We start from the raw sequence: 26,095 nt of genomic DNA on the forward strand, positions 1-26,095 counted from the left end.
GAGAACGAGCCGGCCCGGCGGCCGGGCACGAGCCCCGCGTGCACCGATAACGCTCTGCCCGGGAGGGAGAGGAAGGGGCCGTCCGACCACCGCGGGACGGTCACGGGTGAAAGTTTCACCGCGTCGCGCTCCCGGGAAGAGTGAACGCTCCTGGGCGAAAGCAGATGGGACCCGGTCGTCGAACAGACGTCAGGAACGCAGGACCCGCCGATTCTTGACAGGCGTTTCTTGCTTCGTGTCTACTCTGCCGCACCACTCAGGCCAAGCCCGCCGGGCGGAGGACACGTCTCGATGAACTTATGTGAGCGCTAGCAAAGACACTCGACGTGAGCGTCCCGCCCCAGACGCCCTGTCCAGCCCGTTTGACGTAGGAATATGAGCGTCACCGCCACCAGCGCCGGTGTCACCGGCCTGAGTCGCCGGCCGGTTTCCGAATGTCGACGACGCTCGAATCCTGGCTCCGTCACGAATTCCGTGAGGGCTCCGCGGCGCGCCGGCATCTTTGTGACCATGATGGGTGCCGACCCGAATTCGTCAGTCCTTTAGGCCATGATCGGCGCTTGTATCAGTACATTCCCCTCAAGGGGTGCCATGGCCGTCACCGACCAAGCCGGATGGTCCTGCACGGGCCGGAACGGCAGGACGCTTCTCGCTCTCCTCCGTGCCCGGCTCGACGCGGACGCCGATCCGAATGCGAGGACAGACGTCCGTGAACGGCCCCTTCACCGAGCAGCCGGGCGCGGCTCGCCTGAAGCGGCTCTCGTGACGGCCGCCCGGTCAGCCGTGAGCCAGAGCTCTGTGAACGGCTCAACACGACCGGACGCCGCATCGATCTTCCCATGCACCGATCTCCCGGCTCTCGGCGAGAGCGTCATGACCGCCACGTACAGGAGGCAGGCGTGAAGCTTCTCTCACTTCCGCCGGTGTCAGGAACCCGAGCATCCACGGCGCGCTGGCCGGCCTGCTGGGCACACCGATCGCCGACTCCAACGCCCTCTGCATCCCCACCGCCGGCTACGGGCACCCCCAGGGCAGTCCCGACAGGGTATGGGGTTTCATCAGCGGCCGGTCCTCCACCCCCATGTGCGAGCTGGGGTGGAAGTCCCTGGGAGTGCTGGAACTCACCGCGCTGCCCAGCATCGACGAAGGGCGCTGGATCTCCTGGGTCCGGGAGACGGACGTCCTGCTGGTGAACGGCGGCGACGCCCTGTACCTGTGCCATTGGATGCGGCAGCCGGGGCTGGCGGACCTCCTGCCGTCGCTGCGCGAGACGGTCTGGGTGGGACCGAGCGCCGGAAGCATGGTGATGCCCCCCCGTATCGGAGAGCACTTCGTCGGTTGGCAGCCGCCTGCCGGGGGCGACGGCACACCGGGCACCGTCGACGTCGTGTCCGAGGGGCACTGGAGGCTGTTCTCCTCCTGACACCGACAGGGTTCGCACGGTGGTCGCCGGCTTTCGCCGATCCCGGTCCGCGAAATGCCTTCGTGTCCAGATTGGCCTTCTTTCTACGCCGACCGCGTGACGTGGCGTCACGTGAGCTCGACAAGTGGCCGGAACCGACCGGGTGAGGGCAGGCGAACCGGTCGCCCAGGGCGTACCCCAGGCCGGTCGAGATTCAGGTCCGGGGGAAGATCTCGGTCTCAGGGCGTTGCATGTATTCCATCGCCGCGGTGAACTCCGGGTCGCCGAAGCGTCGCTCCATCTCCTCGGGCGTCACGTCCTCGATGTGGGTCTGGACCCACCACACGTTGCCGAACGGGTCGCGCACCCGCCCGACCAGGTCGCCGAAGGCCAGATGAGTGACCTCCGAGATGGAGACACCTCCCGCCTCGACCGCCTGACGGTGAACGGCGTGGGCGTCCTCGACGTACAGCCGAAGGAACGCGGGCGTCGCCGGCCAACTCGGGTCGCCGTCGAAGAGCATCACGACCGCGTCGCCGATGCGGACCTCGGCGTGCCCGATCACCCCGCGGGCGTCGATCACCCGGCCCAGTTCCTCGGCTCCGAACGCCTTTCGGATGTAGTCGATGACCGCGGCCGTGTCGCGGGAGATGATCCACGGCGTGACGGTCGTGTAACCCTCGGGGATCGCCTTGACAGACATATCGGGTAGCTCCTTCGTATGCGTGAATGTGCCACCGACGCTAGCCCTGGTGTAGATCAGCTTCTGTCCTACACGGCGCGAAATGTCCTAGCGGCCATCTTGCGCAGGTAGTCGACCAGCTCGGGCGGCTGATGCACCTCGAACTCGCAGCCGAGCATGACCAGCCGAAATGCCAGCCACTCCAGGGTGTCGCTCTGCCCGGACAGCCGGCAGGTGCCGGCGTCGATCGGCTCCAGCCTGCCCGCCGTGTCGCCGAGGCGGCGCGCCACCCACTCGGCCGGAGCGTGCAGGGTGGCGACGGCGCGGTAGGTGGGAGCCGTGGAGTACAGCCTGGCGGTGACGAAGGCCGCGGCGTCCTCGGCCGGCGGCGTCCTCGGCGGCACCCGCACTCCCGTCGGGCGGGGCCGGCTCACCCGGTCCACGCGAAAGATTCGCCAGTCGTTCCTGTCGTTGTCGAAGGCCACCAGATACCAGCGCCTGCCCACGGTGACCAGGCGGTACGGCTCGACGAGCCGACCGGTGGCGGTGCCTTCGCGCGATTCGTAGGCGAAGCGCAGCCGCTCGTGGCCGGCCGCGGCCCCGGCGATCACGGTGAGGATCTCCGGGTCGATGTCCGGCCCGGAGAAGGGCGATGGGGCCTCGGTCGCGGTGTTCAGCGCACCGACCCGGTGCCGCAGGCGGGACGGCAGCACCTGCTGGAGCTTGGCCATCGCACGGACGGACGCCTGGTCGATGCCCGCGACGGGATGCCTGGTCACCGTGCGCAGGCCGACGGCGATGGCCACGGCCTCCTCGTCGTCGAGCAGCAGCGGCGGCATGGCGGTGCCCGCCACCAGGCGGTAGCCGCCCTCGCCGCCCATCGTCGCGCGTACCGGATAGCCGAGGTCGCGCAGCCGCTCGACGTCGCGGCGGATCGTGCGCGGGCTGACCTGCAGGCGCGCCGCCAGCTCGCTGCCCGGCCACTCACGCGGGGACTGGAGCAAGGACAACAGATTCAGCAATCGCGCAGAGGTGCCGGACATGTCACCAAGGATGCCCGCAGGGAGCGTTCACGAGTACGGCTGAGCTGGATGGATTCGGGAGGTTCTGCGATCGTTCCCCTCTCGGGACGATCGTTTCCCAGGCCGTCTCCCCGGTAGCCGGCACCCCGTCGCGCATCTCACGCACGAGGGTTCGACGGGCCTCCGGACGGGCTTTCCCGGACACCCGCTCCGCGGCTCCCAAACCAGGACCGACCCAGTTCGGAAACCTCTGCAACGACAAGATCCCGCCTGACCGCGATGATCAGACGGGATCCCGTCAACCTCAGACCAGCCGTTTCAAGAACGGCCCCTTGTGGAGACGAGGGGATTCGAACCCCTGACCCCTTCGACGCGAAGCAGTTCGAACACATGTACCAACCATGTTCTCGCCCTCGCGACCTGCGCCCGACCGTCCGTCAACGTCCATCTACGTCTGTGATCGACCTTTACGGTTGTCACGCAGTTGGTCACTCAGAACCCAGCAAGAAGCGCCTCTTATGCTGCCCTTCGGCCTTGTCGGGGACAGCGGGGACAGCCTGCCTCCGACAGTGTCCCCGATTCTTCATGGCGTTCTCCCTGGTCAACCCCCTCTGGGGGACAGCGGGGACAGCGGGGACACCGGGGACAGCTCCAGGCGTAGTTGCCAGGCCTCCGGCTCACGGCGAACGCGCGAATGCCGTCCTGAAGAACCGGCGGATCCTGCGCAAACTCCGCTGCTGCCCGCTACGTTCAGGTCAACTCGTCAAAGCAATCTTCGTCCTGCAAGCTCGCGAGGTGCGGTGAAATACCTTCAGTATGGAAAGCTTCTCCCATGGCATCCGTTAAGCAGTTTCAAGTCACTTTCGACTGTGGGGAACCTGAACGCGTCGCTCGTTTCTGGTGCGAAGTGTTGGGGTATGTCGCACCGCCGGTACCTGAGGGATTTGCTACCTGGGACGACTTCAACCGCACGCTGCCGCCCGAGGATCAGGGTTCATGGGCCGCATGCGTTGATCCCTCAGGGGTGGGTCCGCGGTTGTTCTTCCAGCGCGTTCCCGAAGGCAAGGTCGTCAAGAATCGGCTGCACCTTGACGTGCGGGTCGGCAGCGGGCTCGTGGGCGCGGAGCGTCTGGCGGCCCTTGAGGCCGAATGCGCGCGGCTGATCCCGCTCGGCGCGGTCCGCGTAGAGCTCCTGCTTGCCGATGGGGTAAACGAGTCGACCCTCGTGATGCAGGACATTGAGGGCAACGAGTTCTGTCTGGACTGAGAGGTCTAAGCCAGGCCGTGCCGTATCCGAACATTGGGTTCGACATAAACCGCGTGGTTCTGGTCGATGTCGACGTGGACGGCGGCGAGCGCTTCCGGGACATCCTGAAGGCCCGGGGCGTCGAAGGAAGGCCGGTCCATTTGCGCCATTCGTCCAAAGTCCCGGCGATGGTCATGGAACGTGGGCATACCTCGATGATCTCGCCGCCTGCGCGTCCTTTCCTGCGCTTCGCGTCAAGAGCGGCTGAGAACACTCTAGGTTGATCACGCCTAACCCTCCGTGGAGGTCTGAACGGAGTGACGTTAGCAGGGCGGAGCCTTGGAGCTTGGACGTGCGGACAGGTTCGCGATGAGAGCAACCCATGATCAACCTCAAGGTGTTCTCAGCAGCTTTCGACGCGAAGCGTCCAGGCGCGAAGCGCAAAGGAGATGCGCGAAGCACCTTCATCGTGTTGCTTTTATCGAGGCCGCCACCGGTATGAGACTCGAGACCGGATGGCCGGATGTGGAGGACGCCCCCGTCGTCATCCTCACCAAGCCTGACGCCTGACCCGGGAACCGGCCGATCTCCTCACCACAACACGGCGGCCCACCCGCTCTGAAAACGTCCGCTGACTTCGCCCCTGAAGCCCGCAATGGGCAACGCGCCGCACGATCCCTGCCATCGGCGACCCGCACACCACTTGAGCAGCAAAAAGGCCCGGTTCCATGATCTGGAACCGGGCCTTTCGTCCTGTGGAGATGAGGGGATTCGAACCCCTGACCCCTTCGATGCGAACCCTGGTGGGGCGTACCGCTTCCGGTCAACGGATGCCATCCGGTGCCGTCAAATGTCACGACGATGACGTCCATTGGTCTCGGATGCGCTCCTGTGTCAGCGGGTTCGCTGACTTTTCGCTGACTCCGCTCAGCCGCTCGACTTGGACGACCGTGGCCACGGGAAGTCGTGTTTCCTGCGACCGGCACAATTTGTCGGCCTTGTACGTCATGATCAGCGCTCGTCTTCAGTACGTCCCTCTCAAGGAGTGCCATGGCCGTCACCGAAGGAGCCGGATGGTCCGGCCTGGGCTGGAACGCCTGGACGGATACCGCCACGATCCGTGCTCGACTCGATGCGGGCGCCGACCCGAATTCGGTCACGGACTTTCATGGACGACCCCTCCATCACGCGGCCGGGGAAGGCTCACCGGAAGTGGTCGCGGAACTGGCCCGGCACGTCGACGACGTCGACGCCGAGCACGAGGGCCGCACCGCACTGTGGCTCGCCGTCTTCAACGACCGTCCCGACAACGCGCGCGCTCTGGTCGCTGTCGGAGCAGATCCATGGCGGCCGATGATGAACGGCTGGTCTCCCGGACGGCTCAGCCTGGCCGGCCCCACCCCCAACCTGTTCCCCCTCCCCACGGGTGAGATCGGCCTGTCCGCCGCCGAAACCGCCGCCGTGGCGGAAGCCGAACGTCTGATCACGGCATTAGGCAAGTTCAACACCGACGGCTCCAGCCTGGCCTGTGTGGCCGGTATCACCGCGGCCGAGGCGGTGCTGCGCCTGGGAGCCGTACCGGCCGATGACGACGACGTCGAAGAGGTTCTGGACGACCCCTTCTGCGACCTCGACGACAGCCTGACCCTCATCGGCGTCACGGACGTGCCCGGCGGATGCGTCGTCAGCCAACCTTGGGGGTATGCCGCCTACACCTCCGGCGTCACGAAGCGCCTTTCCACAGGAACCGTCTGTTACGCCATGTACGACAACCCCGGGAGCGGCAAGCAGGGAAGCGTCTCCCGCAACGGTGGCATCGAGAGGTCGGACACCCATCCCGGCGGCGGTACCGTGGCCCGCGACGAGCCGGCCGAGGAGATATCGGCCACCTATCTTTACCGGTTCCAGGCCGTGGCCTACTGCTTCGCCGGCGCGGGCCTCCGCCCGGTCGACGCCCGATCGATCACCGGCCCACTCGACATGTGGCTCAGACTGCCCGATCAGAACCGGTGGACCTGACCGGCGGCACGACGAAGACGAGGTCCCTCCGTAGCCTGGAGGTGGCGCTACACGAAAGGGCCCGATCAGGCTGGTAAAGCTGCTGATCCAATGCGCAGATGGACGTCTCATCGAAGGCTGAAGCGACCCCAGCCGCTGATCCGTAGCCCGGATACCCGGGGCCCGTCGTGTCGGCGCCGGTGCCGAGGTCGTCGTCTACGGGTTGAGGGACGGCCAGGTCGCCAAGGGGTGTAATTCAACCTTTCTAGAGTCGTTCGGAGATCTCCGTAAGTGTCAGCACATCGTCAAGGTTCGATCGGGGGACGCGTGATAACTAATCCCGACTGTGGTTGATCGATCCACTCTTGATCCAGGCGAGTTCCGATAACGGTTTCGACGATAGCCATCGCAGTGGCATTCAGTGCAGGCCATTTGCGCTTCGATGCATGCCGGAGGAGGGGTAAATAGGAGCTAACTGCATCTAGGCCTATTCCGTGGACCATAGTTGGGTCAAAGTCAAGAATTTCCACTTGGACCTGTCCATTTTTCGCCACTTTCAATATACGGCGACCTGTAATATTCCAAGATACATGCCAGACGCTGTTATCAATGGCTAGACGTTCCATATTTGGCCCGTAACCGACGTGAGAGAATCCCTCAGGTTCCAAAAGAGCCATACATGCATATCGGGTGTTGATATAGGCCATTTCGGGAAATCCGACTTCCAGGTTTGACTGGAGGCAGTTTTCTGGAAGCGACAGGCGAGAGATAACTTCCGAAACAGCAAGTGGATCTTTCTCTGGAATGAGTACCGTCCAAGCCATCCCCTCGGCCAGCCATTCGATATCTCTTATCAGCTGCTCATAGTGTCGTACGATCTCCTGGAATGCCATATATTTCCTTTCTTGCTCAGAATTGATACAACCCGCCTCCCCCGAAGAGTTTTTTCGGAGGAGACGGGCCGCACACTCAACGGTCAGGGCTCTATGGTGTACTTACCTACAGCCCTCTTCCAGCATATTTGATTTATCGACTCCACGGAGGCGAGTTGCGTGTTGAATCGCATAAAGAACGGATCGTCAACGACACGTAGAATTCTGTCGCGATTAAGGAAGCGAGCGAAAATCCTACCTGCTATTTGATTAGGCCCTTGCTCCGTTCCGCGCATTGCACAGACCGAAAGGTTTCGATACCTGTCGCTTGTCGGAGTCCTTTCTTTAGTGGCAGCCCAGGGATATTCATCGCAGTCTTGACCCCCGACTGTTCCGTATGCTGGCCACAGACTCTTGCAGCGCGTCGTCGCTCTGCCTCGATTTTGTTCGGCCACAGCTGTGGACACCGCTCGATGCAGGTACTGCTCCTTCGAAGGAGGAGTGTTGCTTGAGAAGTTCCAGCAGCCAGGAATAACCTTGCTTGCCTTCTTTGGATACGTATCTGACTTATCGTAACAAGCTTTCCAAATGTGTTTGTATGCAGCGTCATAACCCGAAGCCATCTTCAGTAGCAGGGATGGCACAGAGTTCAGTACGCAAGCACCCTTGAACTGCTGGCTTATGTAACTTGCGGAGTCACATCTGGCAGTAACACGCCGGGAGGTCCCGCTTCCCGGGTTCGCGGTCGACCTCCTCACCCGACACCGGACCGCCTTCCCCGCGGGGCAGCTCGGCGAGGTCTTCACGGTCCGTAGCGGCAACCTGATGAGCCGGCACACCTTCCGCGCCCGCGTCTGGCGGCCGTCCCTCGTCCGGGCCGGCCTGCTCGGGTCCATCTTGGACCTTGGGGACGGCTTCCTCGGCACCTGGACCGACAAGACCGGCACCGAACGGCGCAAGCGGTTCGCGACCCACGAGGAGGCCGTCTCCCATCTCGCCCAGCACGCGGGCGAGGGCCTGAGGTTCCACGACCTACGGCACTGCTACGCCACCTGGCTCGTCTCCGAAGGCGTCCCCGTCAACGACGTGGCGGGACTCATCGGGCACGAGCAGATCTCGACCACGCTCAACCGCTACACGCACGCCTCACGCGACCGCAACAACAGGGCCCGCGCGGTGTTCGCTGACTTTTCGCTGACTCCGGTCCGTGAGAGTCCTGCGGAGGCCGTACGTCCCGCCCCGGAGGACGAAGCGACCTCATAGCCTCTGAGCAGCAAAAAGGCCCGGTTCCATGATCTGGAATCGGGCCTTTCGTCCTGTGGAGATGAGGGGATTCGAACCCCTGACCCCTTCGATGCGAACGAAGTGCGCTACCGGACTGCGCTACATCCCCAAGACGTGGACTAGGTTAGCAAACTTCCGGGGGCGCTCGCGCCACCCCCGGCTCCGGTCAGTCGCCGACCGCGCGGCGGGGTGACTCGGCGTACTGGTCGAAGATCTCGTCGCGGTGCGCGTCCAGGTCGATGATCTCGGCCACCGGCCGCTGTGTCTCCAGCAGGGCGGCACGGCGGCGGGCGCGTCTGGCACGTTCCGCGTGGGCCTGAGCGGCGGCCCTGCGGCGCTCGGCGTCGATCTGGACCGTGGCCCGCAGGACGGCGAGATAGAGGCCCAGAAGCACCACGGAGGGCGCCACGCCCCACCAGGGGACGACCTGGAGGCCCGCGGCCACCACGGAGGCGAGCAGGAGCAGCACGCACCAGAGCGTCAGGCGCCTGCGCTTGGCCACGTGCCTGGCCCGGCGGCGGCCCTCGGCACGGCGGCGCTCGGCCTCCGCCCGGGTCATGGCGGGCCGGGCCGGAGCCGGCCGGGCGGGCGCGGTACGGGTGTGGGTGCGGGTTTCGCCCTCGGGCACGGTCCAGGACGCCTCGGAAGGCGTCTCGGACGCGGCAGCGGCGTCCGGCGAGGTCTCCCGGGCGCCGGGCCCGGACGCCCCGTCACCGGGGTCACCGGACTCCGCGAAGGACGAGGAGTCGGACTCGGCCTGGAACGAGGCCGACACGGACACCGAGGACGGCGAGGACGAAGAAGACGCCGCGAACGTGGACGGGGAGACCGGCAGCGGCTCGGCCAGCGTGTTGGTGGAGTCCTCGTCGCTCCCCTGCTCCTCGTACGCGTACGGGCTGGCGTCCTTCTCCGGGTCGGCGTAGGTGTTACGGTCGCGGCGCAGCCACATGGGCACGAGCACGCACAACCACATCACGACGATGGCCAGGTACAGGAAGACGCTCACGGCCGCCTCCGAGCAGCGTGAAGACGCGCGTGCTCCGACGGCGTCCTCGATCTGCTCATGTCACGCACCGTAAGACCGCGTGTCACTATTTGACGAGCATTCGATGCGGTGTGTCGCGAGTTCTTCAAACGTCTTCATGTGGGCCGCCCCCGTGCGCGGCCGCCTCACGGGCTCTCCGCCACCGCCCCATCAGGCCCCTGGGCACGTCCTCGACGGTGAGCGCGTAGCAGATGTGGTCGCGCCAGGCGCCGTCGATGTGCAGGTGCCTGCGCCTGATCCCCTCCTCGCGGAAGCCGAGCTTCTCGACCACCCTGCGGCTCGCCTGGTTCTCCGGCCGGATGTTGGCCTCGACGCGGTGCAGGCCGGTGGTGAAGAAGCAGTGGTCGACCGCCAGGGCGACGGCGGTGGGGGTGATGCCGCGACCGGCCAGTGCGCCGTCGATCCAGTAGCCGATCTGCGCCGATCTGGCCGACCCCCAGACGATGGCGCCCACGGTGAGCTGCCCGGCGAAGACGCCCTCGTAGGTGACGACCCAGGGCAGCGCGAGCCCCTGCCTGGCCTCCCTGCGGAGCGTTCCGGCCATCGACACGTACGGGCCCAGGCCGGTCTTGAACAGGGGTGTCTCGGGGTTGGTCGGTTCCCAGGGGCGGAGCCAGTCGGCGTTGCGGAGGCGCGACTCGCGCCAGACGCGCACGTCCCTCAGCCGCAGCGGCCGGAGTCCCACCGGGCCCTCGGCCAAGGTCACCGGCCAGCCACGTAGTCGATCCACGCCCTCCATCATCCCCCCAAGGCGACCCGCCGTGCCATGGAAGCGGGACACCCGGATCAGCGGGGGTGATCCCCCCCGCGGATCTGGTCCACGGCGTGCTCCAGTACGGGTCCGAGCACGGCCATGCCGTCGCGTACGCCACCGGAGGAGCCAGGCAGGTTGACGATCAGCGTGCTCCCGGCCTGGCCCGCGAGCCCCCGGGACAGGATCGAGGTCGGCACCCTGTCCCGGTTCGCCTGCCGGACGGCCTCGGCGATGCCGGGGATCTCCCTGTCGATCACCCTCCGGGTCATCTCGGGAGTGAGGTCCGCCGGGGTCAGCCCGGTGCCGCCGGTGGTGACGATCACGTCGTACGCCTCGGCCACCCCGGCGCGCAGCGCCGCCTCGACGGGCTCACCGTCGGGGACGACCCTCGGACCGTCCACGTCGCACCCGGCCGCGGTGAGCAGCTCGGCCAGCAACCTGCCCGAGGTGTCCTCGTACGTCCCGGCGGCGGCCCGGTTGGACGCGGTGATCACCAGAGCTCTCATCGAACACCTCCGTGCTGGGGATCCCCGGCGCCGGGATCCCGGGCGGGGGGTCGGACGGTCATCATCCCAGCTCCGCGGCGGCTCCGGCCGTCGTCGTTCCGTGTTCCCAGAGGTCCCTGGAACCCCGGCTCGCGAAAACACCGACCTGCGAAGACCTAGTCCTCGGAGACCCGGCCCTCGGAGACCCCGGCCCGTGACGGCCCAGCGCGCGAAGGTCTCAGGGACGGGTCCAGACCCCCGTCTTGCCGCCGGTCTTCTCCTCGACGCGGACGTCCGTGATCACGGCCGCCGGGTCGACCGCCTTGACCATGTCGATCAGCGCCAGAGCCGCGACCGAGACCGCGGTCAGCGCCTCCATCTCGACGCCGGTACGGTCGGCCGTCCTGACCCGGGCGGTGATCTCCACGCCCTCGTCGACCACGGTCAGCTCGACCTTGACGCCGTGCAGCGCGATGGGGTGGCAGAGCGGTATCAGGTCGGGGGTCCGCTTGGCGCCCATGATGCCGGCGATCCGCGCGGTCCCGATCGCGTCCCCCTTGGGGATCTCCCCCGACCGCAGCAGCGCCACGGCCTCGGCGCCGAGCAGCACCCTGCCGGTGGCGGTCGCCGTACGGACGGAGACGTCCTTGGCCGAGACGTCCACCATCCGGGCGGCGCCGGTCTCGTCCAGGTGGGTGAATCCGGTCATGCCATCGTCCTCTCCGTTACCGCTCACAAAGCCGCTCACAAGGGGATGACCTCCACGTCCGCCCCCTCGTCGAGCTCGGTGACCGACTCGGGGACCACGATCAGCGCGTCGGCCGAGGCCAGGGCGGCGAGCTGGTGGGAGCCCTGCCTGAGCACCGGCGCGACCGTGCCGTCCGGTCCGAGGACCCCGCGCAGGTAGGAACGCTTGCCGTCGGGCGAGCGCAGCGCGGCCGTGGTGACCGCCCGCACGGTCGGCGTGGGCCCGGCCGGCAGGCCGCGCATCTTCCGCAGCGCGGGCTGGACGAACACCATGAACGACACGAACGACGACACCGGGTTCCCCGGCAGCGCGAAGATCGGGATCTGGTCCTCGCCGACCACGCCGAACCCCTGGGGCATGCCCGGCTGCATGGCCACCCGGTCGAAGCGGACCGTGCCGAGCGGTCCCAGCGCCTCCTTGACCGGCTCGTACGCGCCCATCGAGACGCCGCCGCTGGTGATCACGACGTCGGCCCGCAGGAGCTGGGCGTCGAGCTGGTCGAGGAACTGCGAGACGTCGTCGGTGACGATCCCGGCCCGGTACCCGTCGCCGCCCGCCTCACGGACGGCGGCGACCAGGGTGTGGCTGTTGGACTCCCAGATCTGGCCGGGTCCCAGCGGCTGTCCCGGCTCGACCAGCTCGGCGCCGGTGGAGATCACGACCACCCTCGGCCGGGGCCGTACCAGCACCCGGCGGCGGCCGACCCCGGCCAGCACGCCCAGCTGGGCCGGTCCGATCGGGGTGCCGACGGGCAGGACCACGTCACCGGCGCGCACGTCCTCCCCTGACCGGCGGACGGCGTTCCCCGCCCGCGCCGGGCGGTCGATCGCGACGCGGGCCGTGCCGCCGTCGGTCCACTCGACCGGGACCACCGCGTCGGTCCCGGCGGGCATCGGGGCGCCCGTCATGATCCGCATGACCATGCCGGGGCCGATGGCCTGCAGGCGGCCGTCACCGGCGGCGATGTCGTCGATCACCGGGAGCGTCACCGGGGCGTCCGCGACGTCCTCGGACCGCACGGCGTAGCCGTCCATGGCCGAGTTGTCGAAGGGCGGCAGCGGGACCGGGGCGGTGACCTCCTCGGCCAGCGTGGTGCCCAGCGCCCGTTCCAGCTCCACCTCCAGCGGGGCGAGGACCCGTACGGTGCGCAGGATGTCGGAGAGATGGTCGTCGACCGACCTCAGGGAGCTCATCGCGAGGCCAGGAACTCCTTGAGCCAGGGCAGGAACTCCGGTGCCAGGTCGGGGCGGTCGGCGGCGAACTGCACCACCGTGCGCAGGTAGTCGATCTTGTTGCCGGTGTCGTAGCGGCGGCCGCGGAAGAGCACGCCGTGCACCGGCCCGCCCTGGTCGCTCCCGCGTCCGGCCAGCGTGCGCAGGGCGTCGGTGAGCTGGATCTCGTCGCCGCGTCCGGGCGGGGTGTTCTCCAGCACCTCGAAGACGGCCGGGTCGATCACGTACCGGCCGATGATCGCCCAGTTGGACGGGGCCTCGTCGGCGGGGGGCTTCTCCACCAGGTCGGTCACCCGCACCACGTCGTCCTCGCCGGTGGGCTCGATGGCCGCGCACCCGTACAGGGAGACCTGCTCGGCGGGGACCTCCATCAGCGCGATGACGCTGCCGCCGTGCGTGCCGCGTACCTCGATCATGCGCTTGAGGAGCTCGTCGCGGTGGTCGATGAGGTCGTCGCCGAGCAGGCAGGCGAAGGGGTGGTCGCCCACGTGCTGCTTGGCGCACAGGACCGCGTGTCCCAGGCCGCGCGGCTGTCCCTGCCGTACGTAGTGCAGGGTCGCCAGATCCGCGGGCTCGCGCACCTGGGAGAGGCGCTCGTCGTCGCCCTTGGCCTCCAGGGCCTCCTCCAGCTCGATCGCCCGGTCGAAGTGGTCCTCGATGGAGCGCTTGGTCTTGCCCGTGACCATGAGGAGGTCGAGCAGACCGGCGGAGACCGCCTCCTCGACGACATACTGGATCGCGGGCTTGTCGACGATGGGCAACATTTCCTTGGGCGTCGCCTTGGTCGCCGGAAGAAAACGGGTGCCCAGACCCGCCGCGGGAATTACGGCTTTCGTCACAGCTTCAAAGTCGGCCATAACCAAAACCTTAGTGGAGGGATCCGTGGACAAGCTGAAGCTGCGCACCTCGATCGAGGCCGCGCGCTCCTCGATCCCCGACGAGCGGCGGCACGCGGCTTCGGTGCGGATCAGGGAATCGCTGATGGACCGGCCCTGGGTGCAGATGGCCGGGCTGATCGCGTGCTACTGGTCGATCGGCACCGAACCGGCCACCCACGGGCTGGTGTTCGCCCTGTGGAAGCACGGCGCGACCGTGATCCTGCCGGTGCTGCGTGAGGACGACGACCTCGACTGGGCCGTGTACGACGGCCCCGACACCCTCGCCCCCGGGCGGTTCGGGCTCATGGAGCCGGTCGACACCCGGCGCGGCGTCGACGCGGTCAGGACGGCGGCCCTGGTGATCGTGCCCGCGCTGGCGGTGGACGCCTCCACCGGTGTACGGCTGGGCCGGGGCGGGGGGTCCTACGACCGGGCGCTGGCCAGGGTCGGCCCGAACGTGCCGACGGTGGCGCTGCTCCACGACGGCGAGCTGCTCGACGGGGTGCCGGCCGAGGCGCACGACAGGGCGGTCCGCTACGCCGCGACGCCGGACGGGATCGTCAGGATCCCCACGGACGCCTGAGGCACGTCCCTCCCCCAAACCCCTCAGAATCCCCGCGAGCCGCGGGTCATCGGAAACCCTCGAAAACCGGCGCGGATCACCGCCGGAAGTCCGGACCGTGACGGCCCGTGCGCGGTCCGCCGTGCATGACGACCGCCCCGAATGCGACACAATGGTCCCCGGAGTCAGAGAGGGGGCCAGATGGGACTGGACGTCTGGCTGCTTCTCGGTGCCGTCATCGTCATCGCGGCCATCGTCGCCGTGCGCGTCGCCCACCGCAGCGGCCTGCCCAGCCTCCTGATCTTCCTCGGCTTCGGCCTGCTGCTCGGCGAGTCCGGGTTCGGGCTGCAGTTCGACAGCCCGGAACTCGCCCAGCAGATGGGCCTGATCGCGCTGGCGATCATCCTGGCCGAGGGTGGCCTGACCACCAACTGGAGCCACGTCAAGGGGTCCATCCCCACCGCGCTGGTGCTCGCCACCGTCGGCGTGGGCGTCAGCATCGCGGCCGTCGCGGTCCCGGTGCACCTGATCCTGGGCATGGACTGGCGTACCGCGCTGCTGCTCGGCGCGATCCTCGCCTCCACCGACGCCGCCGCGGTCTTCTCGGTCCTGCGCCGCCTGCCGCTGCCCTCGCGCCTGGCGGGCATCCTGGAGGCCGAGTCGGGGTTCAACGACGCCCCCGCGGTCATCGCGGTCGTGCTGCTGAGCGCCGCCACCTCGCCCAGTCTCGGGGTCGCGCTGGTGGAGGTGGTCTTCGAGCTGGTGGTGGGCGCGGCCGTCGGCCTGGCGGTCGCCCCGCTCGGCACGTACGCGCTGCGGCGCATCGCGCTGCCGGTCTCGGGCCTGTACCCGATCGCGGTGCTCGCGCTGGCGTTCGTCGCCTACGCCGGGGCGATGCTGCTGCACGGCAGCGGTTTCCTGGCCGTGTACCTGGCCGCGCTGGTCATGGGCAACTCCCGGATGCCGCACCGCGCGGCCTCGCGGGGGTTCGCCGAGGGCGTGGCCTGGCTGGCCCAGATCGGCCTGTTCGTGATGCTCGGGATGCTGGCCAGCCCGTCGGAGATCCCGGCCGCGATCGTGCCGGGCCTGGTGGCGGGGTTGATCCTGGTCGCGGTGGCCCGCCCGGCGTCGATCGTCGTCTCGGCCCTGCTGCTTCGGCTGCTCCGCGTCGACCGGCTGAACTGGCGGGAGCAGGCGTTCCTGTCCTGGGCCGGGCTGCGCGGCGCGGTCCCCATCGTGCTCGCGACCATCCCGTGGGCGGCCACGTCGGTCAACGAGGGCACGGCCAGGTTCGTGTTCAACGAGGTCTTCGTGATCGTCGTCGTGTACACCCTGGTGCAGGGGCCGACGCTGCCGTTCGTGGCGAAGGTGCTGGGGCTGACCACCCCGTCGGAGGCCCGTGACCTGGAGGTCGAGTCGGCCCCGCTGGAGGAGCTGAACGCCGACCTGCTCCAGGTGAGGGTGCCGCCGACGTCCAAGCTGCACGGGGTGGAGATCTTCGAGCTGCGGCTGCCCTCGGACGCCCAGGTGACGCTGATCGTCAGGGACGGCCGGACGTTCGTCCCGGCCGAGTCCACCAGGATCCGGGTGGACGACCAGCTCCTGGTGGTGACCACCGCCGCCTGCCGCACCATGGTCGAGCGCCGGATGCGGGCGATCAGCCGCAGGGGCAAGCTCGCCGGCTGGTACGGCGAGAAGGGCACCTGACCGAAACCCCGCATGGCGAGCGAAAGCGGGACATGGCGTAGATCTTTCTGTACGTCTTCCTGTACGGCCACCAGGGCACCTGACGGGAATCTCCCCATGGAATGCGAGAACTCCGACTCGCGTTTATGCTTGTCGGCTGCGTACCATTAGCAGTCGCGCCACCAGAGTGCCAATCGGCGCGGACCACTACGAGGAGGAGCGCGTGCCCACCTACCAGTACGCCTGCAACGCCTGTGACCACCAGTTCGAGATCGTCCAGAAGTTCTCCGACGACGCGCTCACCGAGTGCCCGAGCTGCGCGGGCAACCTGCGCAAGGTGTTCTCCGCGGTCGGCATCGTCTTCAAGGGCTCGGGCTTCTACCGGACCGACAGCCGGTCGTCCTCGTCCAGCACGGTGACGTCCGCGAACGGCTCGTCGAGCTCCTCGGGTTCCTCGGACTCGTCCGGTTCCTCGAAGTCGGACTCGTCGTCGGGCTCCTCGGACTCGTCGAGCTCCACGGGCTCGTCGGACGCCAAGCCGTCGAAGAAGCCCACGACCACCCCGGCCGCCGCCGCCTCCTAACCCCTGGCCCGGCCCCGGCGAACACGGTCGAACGGCTCGGGGGCCGGCCGTACGGCGAGAACGCCCCCGACCGGCTGCGCGGTTCAGCGGCCCGACGGCCGGTCCGCGGCCGAGCCGAGCAGCTCGCGCGGAAGCCGGTCCAGCAGCTCGCGCAGCCGTGGGTGCTCGGCCGGGTTCCAGTCCTCGACCAGCCGGGCGAGCCCGTCGCGGGCCTCCTGAACCAGGCGGCCCGCCGCCCGCTCGCCCTCGCCGGTGAGCTCCAGGACCTTCCCGTCCCCGGACCTGCGGACCAGGCCGCGCGCGACGAGCGCGTCCCCGTACGGCCGGCCCTCCTCGACCGTCACCCCCGCCCGCGCCGCCAGGTCCGCCCCGGCCTGCGGCCCGCACGCGGCCAGCCGGGTGACCAGCCAGACCGACCCCGCGGGCACGTCCATCCCGGTCGCCTCGCCCAGGCGGCGGTAGTAGTCGGCGCGCATGTCCGCGTCCGCCAGCCGCCACAGCCCCCGCTCGACCTCGTCCAGCGAGGACCGCTCGACCGGCGCCGCCCCGTAGCAATCCCCGGGATCGGTCACCTTCGTCGTCTCCCGCAGCGGCGTCTCGGGCAGCAGCCAGGCGATGGCGAACGCCACCAGCGCCGTCGGCACGCTGTAGAGGAAGACCTGGGCGATCGCGCCGGAGTAGGCGTCCAGGAACGCCGTGGCGGTCCCGGGAGGCAGCCGCCGTACGGCCGTCGGGTCGGCCTGGACGGTCTCCGCCAGCCCCGGCGGCAGGTCGGCCGTCCGCGCGAGGCGTTCCAGCGAGCCGCCGAGCCCGGAGCTGAAGATCGCACCGGCCACCGCGACGCCGAACGAGCCCCCGATCGTCCGGAAGAACGTCGCCCCCGACGTGGCCACCCCCAGGTCCTCGAAACCGACCGCGTTCTGCACCGCGAGGACCAGCACCTGCATCACCAGCCCGAGCCCGACCCCCAGCACGAGCAGGGACAGGCTCAGCTGCAGGGCGGAGATGTCCGGATTCACGTACGAGAGCAGGTAGAGCCCGACGGCGGTGACCGCGCCTCCCGCGATCGGGAAGGCCCGGTACCTCCCGGTACGGCTGATGACCAGCCCGCCGGTGATCGAGGTGACCAGCAGCCCGGCCATCATCGGCAGCAGGTGCAGGCCCGAGGTGGTGGCCGACACCCCCTGGACGACCTGCAGGAAGAGCGGCATGTACGTGAGCGAGCCGAACATCGCGAACCCCACCAGGAAGCCGATCAGCGACGCCACGTTGAAGGTCCGGATCCGGAACAGCCGGGGCGGCATCACCGGCTCCGCCGCCCCTTGCTCGACCCGCCACCACAGCACCAGCAGCACCACGGAGGCCGCGGCCGGCCCGAGCACGGCGGGATGCCCCCAGGGGTAGGTGGTCCCGCCCCAGGTGGTCACCAGGATCAGGCAGGTGGCGGCGGAGCCCAGCAGGACGATCCCCAGGTAGTCGATGGTGTGCCGGGTCCGCTCCCCGCTCGGCGGCAGCGCGCGGGCGACCACCGCCAGGGCGACGGCCCCGAGGGGCAGGTTCACGTAGAACACCCACCGCCAGGACAGGTGGTCCACGAACAGCCCCCCGAGCAGCGGCCCCGCCACGCTGGAGACGGCGAACACCGCCCCGAAGAACCCCTGGTACCTCCCGCGCTCCCGGGCCGGGACGACGTCGGCGACGATCGCCTGCGAGAGCACGATGAGCCCCCCGCCACCGAGCCCCTGCAGGCCCCGGAACGCGATCAGCTCGCCCATGCCGCGCGCCTGCCCGCACAGCGCCGACCCGACGAGGAAGACGACGATCGCCGCCTGGAAGAGCCCCTTCCTGCCGTACTGGTCGCCGAGCTTGCCCCACAGCGGCGTCGACACCGTCGAGGCCAGCATGTACGCGGTCACCACCCAGGACAGCTCCGCCAGCCCGCCCAGGTCGCCGACGATCGTGGGCAGCGCCGTGGAGACGATCGTCTGGTCCAGGGACGCCAGCAGCATGCCGAGCATGAGCGCGCCGATGACGAAGCCCACGCCCTCGGCGCCGTCGGCGCCTCCCGCGCCTCCCGCGCGCTTCCGGGACCGCTGGACAGCCATGGCGCGCCTCCGATCGGTTCCACCGATCCTACTCACGGTGAGCAAGCGATCACTCGGTGGGTGCGGTTGTCCACAGGCCCGCCCCTGGGCTCCTCGCGGGCCGTCCGGCCGCGCTAATCTCGGCGCCATGGTCACTCGCGCGGACATCGGGGTCATCGGCGGCTCGGGCTTCTACTCGTTGCTCGACGACGCCACCGAGATCGAGATCAGCACACCGTACGGCCCACCGAGCGACGTGGTCACCGTCGGCCGCATCGGGTCGCGTTCGGTCGCCTTCCTCCCCCGGCACGGCCGCGACCACCGCTTCCCCCCGCACCGCATCCCCTACCGGGCGAACCTGTGGGCCCTGCGCTCCCTCGGGGTCCGCCAGGTCCTCGCGCCCAGCGCGGTCGGCTCCCTGCGGGCCGAGATCGGCCCCGGCGCCCTGGTCGTTCCCGACCAGCTCGTCGACCGCACCTCCGGGCGCACGCAGACCTACTACGACGCGGGCGGCGTCGTCCACGTCGCCTTCGCCGACCCCTACTGCCCCGCCGGCCGCAAGGCGGCTGTCTCCGTCGCCGGTGCCTCCGGCTGGGAGGTGTCCGACGGCGGCACGCTCGTGGTCATCGAGGGCCCGCGCTTCTCGACCCGCGCCGAGTCCCGCTGGTTCAGTGCCAACGGCTGGTCGATCGTCGGCATGACCGCCTTCCCCGAGGCCGTCCTCGCCCGCGAGCTGGCCCTGTGCTACACCTCGATGTCCCTGGTCACCGACCACGACGCCGGGGTCGAGACGGGCGAGGGCGTCACCCACGAGGAGGTCCTGGCCTTCTTCGGCACCAACGTCACCCGCATGCGCTCCCTGGTCGGCGACGTCATCGCGGCCCTTCCTGAGGAACGGGTGTGTCCTTGCGGGAGTGCGCTGGACGGGTTGAAACTGCCGTTCGAGCTTCCTGGCTGAGCCCCGGGGCTTTTCGGGCTCGACGGGCTTGGCGGGTCGTCACCGTTCGAAGGGGCGGCCTGCTCCCACCCAAGGCGGTCCCAGCCCTGGCGGGGGTGTCCTGCTCCCGGTGAAGGTCGTCCCGCCCCGCAACGGGGCCGCCCCTTTCACAAGTCGGTCACCCCCGTCCCCTCCGGCTCGTCCCCTTCGCAAGTCGGTCATCCCCGTCCCCTCACTCGAGGGGGCGGCTCGTCACGGGCACCGCGCCGCCCGGCTCTTCCCACGGAGTCAGCCATGCCGCGCGCCCTGCGCCGTCTGTTCGACCGCCGTCACCGCCTCATCGCCACCGTCGTCGCCGCCCTGGCGATGGGCTGTGCTCTGCTGGCACTGACCCCGGACACGGCGTCGGTGACCGTCCTCGTCACCGCCAAAGACCTCCCCGGTGGCGTGTTGACGTCGTCCGACCTGACACCGGCCGCCCTGCGACCCGATACCGTCCCCGAGGGCGTCCTGAGACCGGGCACGCCGTTCGCTGGGAGAATCCTGGCGGGTCCCGCCAGGCGCGGGGAGCCGCTGACCGATATTCGCCTCCTCGGCCCCGGCCTGCTGGCCGCCCACGGCCCCGGAACGGTCGCCACCCCGGTACGCGTCGCCGACCCCGAGACCGCGCGCCTGCTCTCCCCCGGCGACGTGGTCGACGTGCTCGCCGCCGCCTCGACCTGGGACGGCGCCGTCCCCGCGAAGACCGTGGCCGAGGACGTCACGGTCCTGGCCACCCCCGGCAACGGCGCGGGCGGCTCAAGCGGCTCAGGCGGCGACACGGACGCGCTCGTCGTCCTGGCCACCACCTCGGAACAGGCGACCGAACTGGCCTCGGCCCAGGCGGGCGGACGGCTCTCGGTGACCATCGGCCCACGCACCGGGTGATCCTCACATCGGGAGGTACTTCGACGAGGACGCGGCGGCCTGGACCGGGGAAGGTAGACCGCCGCGCCTGTTCAGGAGATATCGCCCGCTTGAGGGCGATCGGTCTCGGGGTTGGTCACGGTCTCGCTCTCGGTCTCGGTCTCGGTCTCGGTCTCGGTCTCGGTCTCGGTCTCGGTCTCGATGAGCGTCCAGCGCCGGGCGATCGTCGTCATCTCGGCCTCGCGCATCTGAGCCTTCAGCCCCTCGACAGTGCGATCACAGAGCAGCAGCGGCTCAGGGGTGGGCCAGGTGGCGATGGCGTGGAAGAGGCGGCTGCCAGTGCCGTAGAGCACGGCCCAGCCCGGCCAGGTGATCTGCAACAGCGCCGCCTCGGCGCGAGCCTGGTGATCCCAGGTGTAGTGGGGGACGGCACTGACGGGCCGGCCGTCCCGGTGACGCCCCTGAGTGGAGGCCAGGCGGCGGATCATGGGTTCACCTGTCCGACGATCTGCTCCTGAGGCTCGTCGGCATCCTGCTGAACCTCGCTGTTGGCCTGTCGGGCCTTCTCGGCGCTTTGCCGCTCAGCCTCCTCCTGCCGCTGCGCCTCCTCGGCGATGGCCTCCTGCCGCTCGGTCTCGACTCGAAGAGCGTCGAGGGTGTCGGCATCGACGGTCCGATCGGCTCCGGCGTCGAACGCGACCAGAGAGAAGGGAACCTCACGACTGGCCCACAGCCGCCCGGCGTCGCTGAGGATCAGCCGCCACCCGGGAATGACGGACCCGACCCTGGCCGACGTGGACCCGTCCTCGGTCGGTACGGACTCGACCCGCTCAGAACCGGCCAGCTCCAAGCCGGCCGACTCGGAACCAGAGGACTCGGGAGCCGATTCGGGACTGACCGGTTCCGGACCGATCGGTTCAACACCGGCCGGTGTGGGTGGGGTGGATTTAGCATCGGTCATTGATTGGACCTCCATCCGATCAAGGGCCCGTCCGGACGTTGGTAGCGGTGGACGGGCCCGCTTCATGAGGCAGGGCAGATCATGGAGGGGTGTGCCATACCGGCCCGGCGACCGGTACGGAGCCAGGGTGACCGTCGCGCGCCGCGAAGCACGGACGGCGGCCCGCCCGGGGCAGGCCGTGGGGCGATGTCCGGCGCCGAGCCGAGACGGTCTGGTGAGAACGGCCCCGACCTCAGGCACCGGACGACGGCGGCGGGGCGTCCGCCGGAACGATGCCGGTGCGGCAGGAGCCCCGATCACGTCCCGCCCCGGCCGGCACCGAGTGGATATCGGCACGGCCATCTCATCCGAGACCGGCCCTCCAGCCCGCTGAGCAGGCACCGATACCTCGGCTCGCTGAGCAAATGCTGAAGTCTCGGCTCGTTGAGCGGGCACCGGCGGAATCACCTCGGCCCGAGGCGCGGAAGCGAGCGGCTCGAAGCAGGGCAGAGAGAAGTCCCCGGTACGACGGGCCTCCAGGCGAACGGCCATCAGAGCGCCACAGGGCTGCACGTACTCATGATCGGCCGGTCGGTCGTCGAGGCAGCCGTGCGCGTAGGGGGCATGCCCGCAGGCGGCACACCCCATCGGCATTGGTGGAGCATCGGCGAAACAGCCGCAGCCGCTCGCCGTGGTCCGGTCAAGAACCGGAGCACTAGGGTTGTTCACGGGTCAGGACTCACTTCCTGATCAAGGGCTCGTCGACGGTGGCCCACACCGTCGACGGGCCCGTTTCATGTCGAAATCACGCGACGACGCAGAGCGCAAGCTGATCACTGAACGTTCGACTCTCGCCACCCTGCGTGACGTACAGCATGATGCCGTGAGAATCTCACAGCAGCAATCCCATCGCACATATTTGTTGTGTTGAGCAGGAGAAACTGTTCGGGCTCCGGCAAACTGACCGCATGAAGTACTCCACGGTTCGCCTTCGTCGCCTTTCGCGTGAGCTGCGCACTTTGCGTGCGGTCACCGGCCTGACGACCGAGGCCGCCGCCGAGCATCTTGGGTGGTCCAGGTCGAAGCTCAACCGCTTCGAGACCGGCAAGATCGCTCCGACACCCGGAGATGTGGCGGCCATCTGCCGCCTGTACTGCGTGGAGGAAGCGACCACCGAGGCCATGGTGCAACTCACCCGCGAAGTCGCCCGACGGGGCTGGTGGACGGCCTACTCGGACGTGTTCACCGGGTCCTACGTCGAGTTCGAGGCGGCGGCCAGAACGATCTGCCACTGGGCACCGTTGGTGGTCCCGGGTCTACTTCAGAACGAGGACTATGCCCGAGAGGTCATCAGGGCGGGTCACCCGGATCGGTCCGATGTCGAACTGACGCGTCGCGTCGACGCCCGTATGCAGCGCAAGACCACCCTGCTCGGCTCTCAAGCTCCGACGTTGCACTTCCTCATCTCCGAAGGCGTCCTCCGCTACCCCGTGGGACCAGTCGGCACCATGGCCGATCAGCTCGACGACATTCTGCAAGCCATGGACAGACCGAACATCACCGTCCAGATTCTCCCGTTGAAGGTCGGCGTTCACTGCGGCACCGAGGGCGCCTTCTCGGTGCTGTCCTTCGATGACGACCCAGATTTGGGCTATGCCGAATGTCCCGCAGGTGAGGTCTACGTCGAGGACGGCGAACAGGTCCGGCGACTTATGCTGACGTTCAAGCGCCTTACCGACGCGTGCCTACCCCCCAAGGAGTCCGCGGCGTTCGTCGCCGCGGTGAGGAGTGACCATGCTCTCCCCTGACCTGTCCGGCGCCGAATTCCGTATGTCTACCCTCAGCGGCCCCAACAACGACTGTGTCGAAGTGGCCACCAACCTGCCGAGTCTTGTCGCCGTACGCGACAGCAAAGACCGAAACGGCCCGACCCTGACCTTCTCTCCGGCGACCTGGAGCAACTTCCTCACGGGCATCCGCAACGGAGAGATCTGACCTGGCGGCGAGCACCGGCCTCGGGGGCAGCGCACTCGTAGAGGCAGGCGAGGTTCATGTCAAGGACGGCGAGCAGGTCCGCGACTTATGCTGACGTTCGAGTGCCTCATCGACACATGCCTGTCCCCGAGGAGTCCGCGGCTTCATCGCCGCAGCGAGGAGTGACCGTGCTCTTCCCTGACCTGTCCAGCGTCGAATTCCGCACGTCAACCCTCAGCGATGGCGGCAACGGCTGCGTCGAGGTGTCCACCAACCTGCCGGGCCTCGTCGCCATACGTGACAGCAAGGATCGCAACGGCCCGGCCCTGACCTTCTCCCCGACGGCTTGGAACAACTTCCTCACGGGCATCCGCAACGAAGAGATCTGACCCGACGGCGAGCACCGGCCTCGGGGACAGCGCACTCATAGAGGCGGACGAGGCTTGCGTCGAGGACGGCGAGCAGGTCCGCGACTTATGCTGACGTTCGAGTGCCTCATCGACGCGCCTGTTCCCGAGGAGTCTGCGGCGTTCGTCGCCGCGGTGAGGAGTGACCATGCTCTCCCCTGACCTGTCCGGCGCCGAATTCCGCACGTCCACCCTCAGCGGAGCGAACAACAACTGCGTTGAGGTCGCCACCAACCTGCCGGGACTCGTCGCCATACGCGACAGCAAGGACCGCAACGGCCCAGCCCTGACCTTCTTCCCGGCGGCCTGGAACAACTTCCTCACGGGCATCCGCAACGAAGAGATCTGACCCGACGGCGAACGTAGGCTTCAGGGCGGCAAGCCCGCAAGGACCACGCTCAGCCCCGTGGGCTTCTGGCAGAACGAGCGTAGCCGCGTCCGAGAACATGATCGATCATCGGACCACGCGCCAGAAGGGCGAACGACCATCGCGAATCAGCCCCGATCAGAACGGCCGACACATCCGAGCTGCCGCCACCGACGATCGGCCCATGGCTCGGTAGGTGGTCTGCGACACCGTGTGCGGGCCGACTCCGGCACCGATGCCCATGGGGCATCGGGCCGTGTCGCTGAGTTCCGACACCGCCCCGGCGGCTGCGGTGCGATCACCGGAGTGCTCCTCGCTGCCGGAACCAGCGTTGATCTCTCCTCGTCGTACCGGCACACCTGACGGCCCGGCCCGTGCCCGCTTTGCGGGAGCAGGAGCTGGGCCGTCTGATGGTCAGGAGGCCGGCGGTGGTGCGCTTCCGTTGTGGAACGGGTTCTCGGCCAACCGCTCGGGCGTGACCAGGAAACGGATCACACCGGCCTCTACCTGCCAGGCGTGCCATACGACCCAATCGCTTCCGGCACGGTCGGCGGGAATCGGATCGAAGGACGACATACCGCCGGTCCGCGCGTCGATACGGATGCGGCTGAACATCACGCGCAGGTCCCGCCGGTGAGCCTCGGCCACCATGTCCCGCACAGATCGGCCGTGCCGCAGGGAGACTCCGGCGAACATCTCACCGGGGTCCATGGCCTGGTCGGTGTTGGCGTACTGTTCGCCGGGCCGGGCCTGGCGGCCGAGCCGAACGTCCACGTGGCCGGTGAAATCGGCGGGAATGCGCATCACCATGACGCAGCCGCTGTCGCGGCCCGGCCGGCATCCCTTCGGAGCGGTCTCCGTCGACAGGAGCACGCCACCGAACCGTGGGCCCGGGGGATCCGGCTCGGTCCGCGGATCGGGAAGCGGATCGGGGACCTGGTCGCCGCCGATCACCATGCCCAGGATCTGTCCCACGGCTCCCGGGGAGACCGGCACCGGGCGCAGGTCGATGTCCAGGCCGACCGCGCGGAACGCCTCGGTGTACCTGGCGTGATCGGCGAAGGGGTCGATGATCCGTGCGACGTACTGCGGGCCGTCGCGCACGATCGCGACGGCGGAGTTGGCGTAACTGACGGCGCTCCGGTCGCGCAGCAGACTGGGACCGACGACGACGCCGATGGCGAGCATGCCGACGACGGCCGCCGCGATCGCCCACCGCGTTCTCCGGGGCCGCCCACCGGTCGGTGAGGGCGGCGCCGCGGTGCCCGGTCGTGAGGCGGTGATGGCGGCGAGCAGCGTTCGTGCCCCCGCGGCGGACGCCTGCCCGGCCAGTTCGTCGTCGCGGACCCGGGCCAGACGGCTGATCGCTTCATCGGTGTCGTTCATAGCGGCCTTCCTGCCGAAATCTGGGCGTTCCTGGTCGTCGGCGTGAACGTGAGGTCCGCCGCGGCCAGCCGGTGCGCGAAACGCTTGCGGGCGCGGTGGAGCCGGATGCGTACGGCGTTGCGGGAGCAGCCCAGGACACGGGCGATCTCGGCGGCGTCCAGGCCCTCCCAGGCGACCAGTGACAGCAGCTCGCGATCGTCGTCGGACAGCCTGCGGAACACGTCGGCCACCTGGGTGAACTCCAGGCGCTCGTCGGGCTGGGCCGTACCGGCGTAGAAGGCGACGACGTCCTCGTCCAGTGTCGTGTGGCGGCTGCGGTGCCGCAGGCGTCCCCTGCGGTGGCCGGCCAGAACGTTGCGCGCCACGCCGTACAGCCACAGCCGCGCCTCGTCACCGGCGGGCAGGTCCTCTATACGGCGCCACGCGATCTCGAACGTCTCGGCCACCACGTCGGCCGCGTCCTGAGCGCAGTCGCAACGGCGGATCGCGTAGCCCAGGATCTGTTCGTAGGTGTCGAGATAGACCTTCTCGAACCGGATGTGATGGTTTTCATCCACTGGCAATCCTCATGAACGGCCTTCCGCGTGATGGGGGTTCGCGTATGACCCTTCATGT

28 protein-coding genes, 1 tRNA gene and 1 pseudogene are annotated in these 26,095 nt (G+C 68.6%); 15 read left to right on the plus strand and 15 right to left on the minus strand.

Annotated features, from left to right (window positions below; translation table 11 throughout):
* The first annotated feature begins 1,081 nt into the window (after positions 1–1,081).
* The gene (locus ACLQ2R_RS30255) at positions 1,082–1,423 is read left to right on the plus strand and encodes a Type 1 glutamine amidotransferase-like domain-containing protein (protein WP_425964362.1); all 342 of its coding nucleotides are present in this window, start codon (positions 1,082–1,084) and stop codon (positions 1,421–1,423) included.
* 193 nt (positions 1,424–1,616) lie between these two features.
* On the opposite strand, the gene ACLQ2R_RS30260 is transcribed toward ACLQ2R_RS30255, so the two are convergent.
* Positions 1,617–2,105, minus strand: a complete 489-nt coding sequence (locus ACLQ2R_RS30260; RefSeq protein WP_425964364.1) for a VOC family protein — start codon at positions 2,103–2,105, stop codon at positions 1,617–1,619.
* Between the two features lie 68 nt (positions 2,106–2,173).
* Positions 2,174–3,127 (minus strand): helix-turn-helix transcriptional regulator, encoded by a 954-nt coding sequence (locus ACLQ2R_RS30265; RefSeq protein ID WP_425964366.1) that lies wholly within the window; start codon positions 3,125–3,127, stop codon positions 2,174–2,176.
* Between the two features lie 642 nt (positions 3,128–3,769).
* On the opposite strand from ACLQ2R_RS30265, the pseudogene ACLQ2R_RS30270 reads away from it, so the two are divergent.
* The 4 genes and pseudogenes from ACLQ2R_RS30270 to ACLQ2R_RS30285 form a co-directional block, all read left to right on the plus strand.
* A pseudogene (locus ACLQ2R_RS30270) lies at positions 3,770–3,910 on the plus strand (IS5/IS1182 family transposase); the annotation flags it as partial.
* 28 nt (positions 3,911–3,938) lie between these two features.
* Positions 3,939–4,373, plus strand: coding sequence for a VOC family protein (locus tag ACLQ2R_RS30275; protein ID WP_425964368.1), 435 nt, complete (start codon positions 3,939–3,941; stop codon positions 4,371–4,373).
* A 53-nt stretch (positions 4,374–4,426) separates the two neighbouring features.
* Positions 4,427–4,636 carry a hypothetical protein gene (locus tag ACLQ2R_RS30280; protein WP_425964370.1) on the plus strand — a complete coding sequence of 70 codons (210 nt, stop codon included), beginning with the start codon at positions 4,427–4,429 and terminating at the stop codon, positions 4,634–4,636.
* Positions 4,637–5,402: 766 nt separating this feature from the next.
* Positions 5,403–6,371, plus strand: coding sequence for an ankyrin repeat domain-containing protein (locus ACLQ2R_RS30285; protein ID WP_425964372.1), 969 nt, complete (start codon positions 5,403–5,405; stop codon positions 6,369–6,371).
* Positions 6,372–6,655: 284 nt separating this feature from the next.
* Here ACLQ2R_RS30285 and ACLQ2R_RS30290 read toward each other — a convergent pair whose 3' ends face one another.
* Entirely contained in the window at positions 6,656–7,243 is a 588-nt protein-coding gene (locus tag ACLQ2R_RS30290; RefSeq protein WP_425964374.1) for a hypothetical protein, read from the minus strand.
* An 804-nt stretch (positions 7,244–8,047) separates the two neighbouring features.
* On the opposite strand from ACLQ2R_RS30290, the gene ACLQ2R_RS30295 reads away from it, so the two are divergent.
* Entirely contained in the window at positions 8,048–8,485 is a 438-nt protein-coding gene (locus ACLQ2R_RS30295) for a tyrosine-type recombinase/integrase (RefSeq protein ID WP_425964376.1), read from the plus strand.
* Positions 8,486–8,541: 56 nt separating this feature from the next.
* On the opposite strand, the gene ACLQ2R_RS30300 is transcribed toward ACLQ2R_RS30295, so the two are convergent.
* The 7 genes from ACLQ2R_RS30300 to galU all read right to left on the minus strand — a co-directional run bounded on the left by ACLQ2R_RS30300 (position 8,542) and on the right by galU (position 13,627).
* Positions 8,542–8,615: transfer RNA gene (locus ACLQ2R_RS30300), tRNA-Ala, on the minus strand.
* A 57-nt stretch (positions 8,616–8,672) separates the two neighbouring features.
* Positions 8,673–9,512, minus strand: coding sequence for a hypothetical protein (locus ACLQ2R_RS30305; protein ID WP_425964378.1), 840 nt, complete (start codon positions 9,510–9,512; stop codon positions 8,673–8,675).
* A gap of 124 nt (positions 9,513–9,636) precedes the next feature.
* Complete coding sequence (locus ACLQ2R_RS30310) at positions 9,637–10,290, minus strand: GNAT family N-acetyltransferase (RefSeq protein WP_425964566.1); 654 nt, start codon at positions 10,288–10,290, stop codon at positions 9,637–9,639.
* A gap of 47 nt (positions 10,291–10,337) precedes the next feature.
* A complete protein-coding gene (locus tag ACLQ2R_RS30315; RefSeq protein ID WP_425964380.1) occupies positions 10,338–10,811 on the minus strand; it encodes a MogA/MoaB family molybdenum cofactor biosynthesis protein in 474 nt (157 codons plus the stop codon).
* A gap of 217 nt (positions 10,812–11,028) precedes the next feature.
* Positions 11,029–11,499, minus strand: a complete 471-nt coding sequence (gene moaC / locus ACLQ2R_RS30320) for a cyclic pyranopterin monophosphate synthase MoaC (protein WP_425964382.1) — start codon at positions 11,497–11,499, stop codon at positions 11,029–11,031.
* 35 nt (positions 11,500–11,534) lie between these two features.
* Positions 11,535–12,722, minus strand: coding sequence for a gephyrin-like molybdotransferase Glp (glp, locus tag ACLQ2R_RS30325; RefSeq protein ID WP_425964567.1), 1,188 nt, complete (start codon positions 12,720–12,722; stop codon positions 11,535–11,537).
* A gap of 5 nt (positions 12,723–12,727) precedes the next feature.
* Positions 12,728–13,627 carry a UTP--glucose-1-phosphate uridylyltransferase GalU gene (gene galU / locus ACLQ2R_RS30330; protein ID WP_425964384.1) on the minus strand — a complete coding sequence of 300 codons (900 nt, stop codon included), beginning with the start codon at positions 13,625–13,627 and terminating at the stop codon, positions 12,728–12,730.
* Between the two features lie 25 nt (positions 13,628–13,652).
* On the opposite strand from galU, the gene ACLQ2R_RS30335 reads away from it, so the two are divergent.
* The 3 genes from ACLQ2R_RS30335 to ACLQ2R_RS30345 all read left to right on the plus strand — a co-directional run bounded on the left by ACLQ2R_RS30335 (position 13,653) and on the right by ACLQ2R_RS30345 (position 16,479).
* On the plus strand, positions 13,653–14,231 hold the full coding sequence (locus ACLQ2R_RS30335) for a 5-formyltetrahydrofolate cyclo-ligase (RefSeq protein ID WP_425964386.1): 579 nt from the start codon (positions 13,653–13,655) through the stop codon (positions 14,229–14,231).
* A 180-nt stretch (positions 14,232–14,411) separates the two neighbouring features.
* A complete protein-coding gene (locus tag ACLQ2R_RS30340) occupies positions 14,412–15,917 on the plus strand; it encodes a potassium/proton antiporter (RefSeq protein WP_425964388.1) in 1,506 nt (501 codons plus the stop codon).
* Positions 15,918–16,119: 202 nt separating this feature from the next.
* Positions 16,120–16,479 carry an FmdB family zinc ribbon protein gene (locus tag ACLQ2R_RS30345; protein WP_425964568.1) on the plus strand — a complete coding sequence of 120 codons (360 nt, stop codon included), beginning with the start codon at positions 16,120–16,122 and terminating at the stop codon, positions 16,477–16,479.
* Between the two features lie 83 nt (positions 16,480–16,562).
* On the opposite strand, the gene ACLQ2R_RS30350 is transcribed toward ACLQ2R_RS30345, so the two are convergent.
* Complete coding sequence (locus ACLQ2R_RS30350; protein ID WP_425964390.1) at positions 16,563–18,584, minus strand: MFS transporter; 2,022 nt, start codon at positions 18,582–18,584, stop codon at positions 16,563–16,565.
* 127 nt (positions 18,585–18,711) lie between these two features.
* Here ACLQ2R_RS30350 and ACLQ2R_RS30355 point away from each other — a divergent pair, with 127 nt between their 5' ends.
* Together ACLQ2R_RS30355 and ACLQ2R_RS30360 are read left to right on the plus strand one after the other, a co-directional pair.
* Positions 18,712–19,521 (plus strand): S-methyl-5'-thioadenosine phosphorylase, encoded by an 810-nt coding sequence (locus ACLQ2R_RS30355; protein WP_425964392.1) that lies wholly within the window; start codon positions 18,712–18,714, stop codon positions 19,519–19,521.
* 273 nt (positions 19,522–19,794) lie between these two features.
* Positions 19,795–20,427: an RcpC/CpaB family pilus assembly protein gene (locus tag ACLQ2R_RS30360; RefSeq protein ID WP_425964394.1), complete on the plus strand. Its 633-nt coding sequence runs from the start codon at positions 19,795–19,797 to the stop codon at positions 20,425–20,427.
* Positions 20,428–20,498: 71 nt separating this feature from the next.
* Here the strand turns inward: ACLQ2R_RS30360 and ACLQ2R_RS30365 are convergent, their stop codons facing one another.
* Complete coding sequence (locus ACLQ2R_RS30365) at positions 20,499–20,894, minus strand: hypothetical protein (RefSeq protein ID WP_425964396.1); 396 nt, start codon at positions 20,892–20,894, stop codon at positions 20,499–20,501.
* Positions 20,891–21,367, minus strand: a complete 477-nt coding sequence (locus ACLQ2R_RS30370) for a hypothetical protein (protein WP_425964398.1) — start codon at positions 21,365–21,367, stop codon at positions 20,891–20,893. Before ACLQ2R_RS30370 ends, ACLQ2R_RS30365 begins: the two co-directional genes overlap by 4 nt.
* 947 nt (positions 21,368–22,314) lie before the next feature.
* Here ACLQ2R_RS30370 and ACLQ2R_RS30375 point away from each other — a divergent pair.
* The 4 genes from ACLQ2R_RS30375 (at position 22,315) to ACLQ2R_RS30390 (ending at position 24,076) form a co-directional block, all read left to right on the plus strand.
* Entirely contained in the window at positions 22,315–23,154 is an 840-nt protein-coding gene (locus ACLQ2R_RS30375; protein ID WP_425964400.1) for a helix-turn-helix domain-containing protein, read from the plus strand.
* Entirely contained in the window at positions 23,141–23,341 is a 201-nt protein-coding gene (locus ACLQ2R_RS30380) for a DUF397 domain-containing protein (protein WP_425964402.1), read from the plus strand. Before ACLQ2R_RS30375 ends, ACLQ2R_RS30380 begins: the two co-directional genes overlap by 14 nt.
* 167 nt (positions 23,342–23,508) lie before the next feature.
* Positions 23,509–23,709, plus strand: coding sequence for a DUF397 domain-containing protein (locus ACLQ2R_RS30385; protein ID WP_425964404.1), 201 nt, complete (start codon positions 23,509–23,511; stop codon positions 23,707–23,709).
* Positions 23,710–23,875: 166 nt separating this feature from the next.
* Positions 23,876–24,076, plus strand: coding sequence for a DUF397 domain-containing protein (locus tag ACLQ2R_RS30390; RefSeq protein ID WP_425964405.1), 201 nt, complete (start codon positions 23,876–23,878; stop codon positions 24,074–24,076).
* A gap of 432 nt (positions 24,077–24,508) precedes the next feature.
* Here ACLQ2R_RS30390 and ACLQ2R_RS30395 read toward each other — a convergent pair whose 3' ends face one another.
* Positions 24,509–25,480 carry a hypothetical protein gene (locus ACLQ2R_RS30395; RefSeq protein WP_425964406.1) on the minus strand — a complete coding sequence of 324 codons (972 nt, stop codon included), beginning with the start codon at positions 25,478–25,480 and terminating at the stop codon, positions 24,509–24,511.
* Positions 25,477–26,037, minus strand: a complete 561-nt coding sequence (locus ACLQ2R_RS30400; RefSeq protein ID WP_425964408.1) for an RNA polymerase sigma factor — start codon at positions 26,035–26,037, stop codon at positions 25,477–25,479. The genes ACLQ2R_RS30395 and ACLQ2R_RS30400 overlap by 4 nt, the downstream gene beginning before the upstream one ends.
* Positions 26,038–26,095 lie beyond the last annotated feature (58 nt).

This window comes from Streptosporangium sp. DT93, assembly GCF_049844535.1.
Classification (GTDB): domain Bacteria; phylum Actinomycetota; class Actinomycetes; order Streptosporangiales; family Streptosporangiaceae; genus Streptosporangium.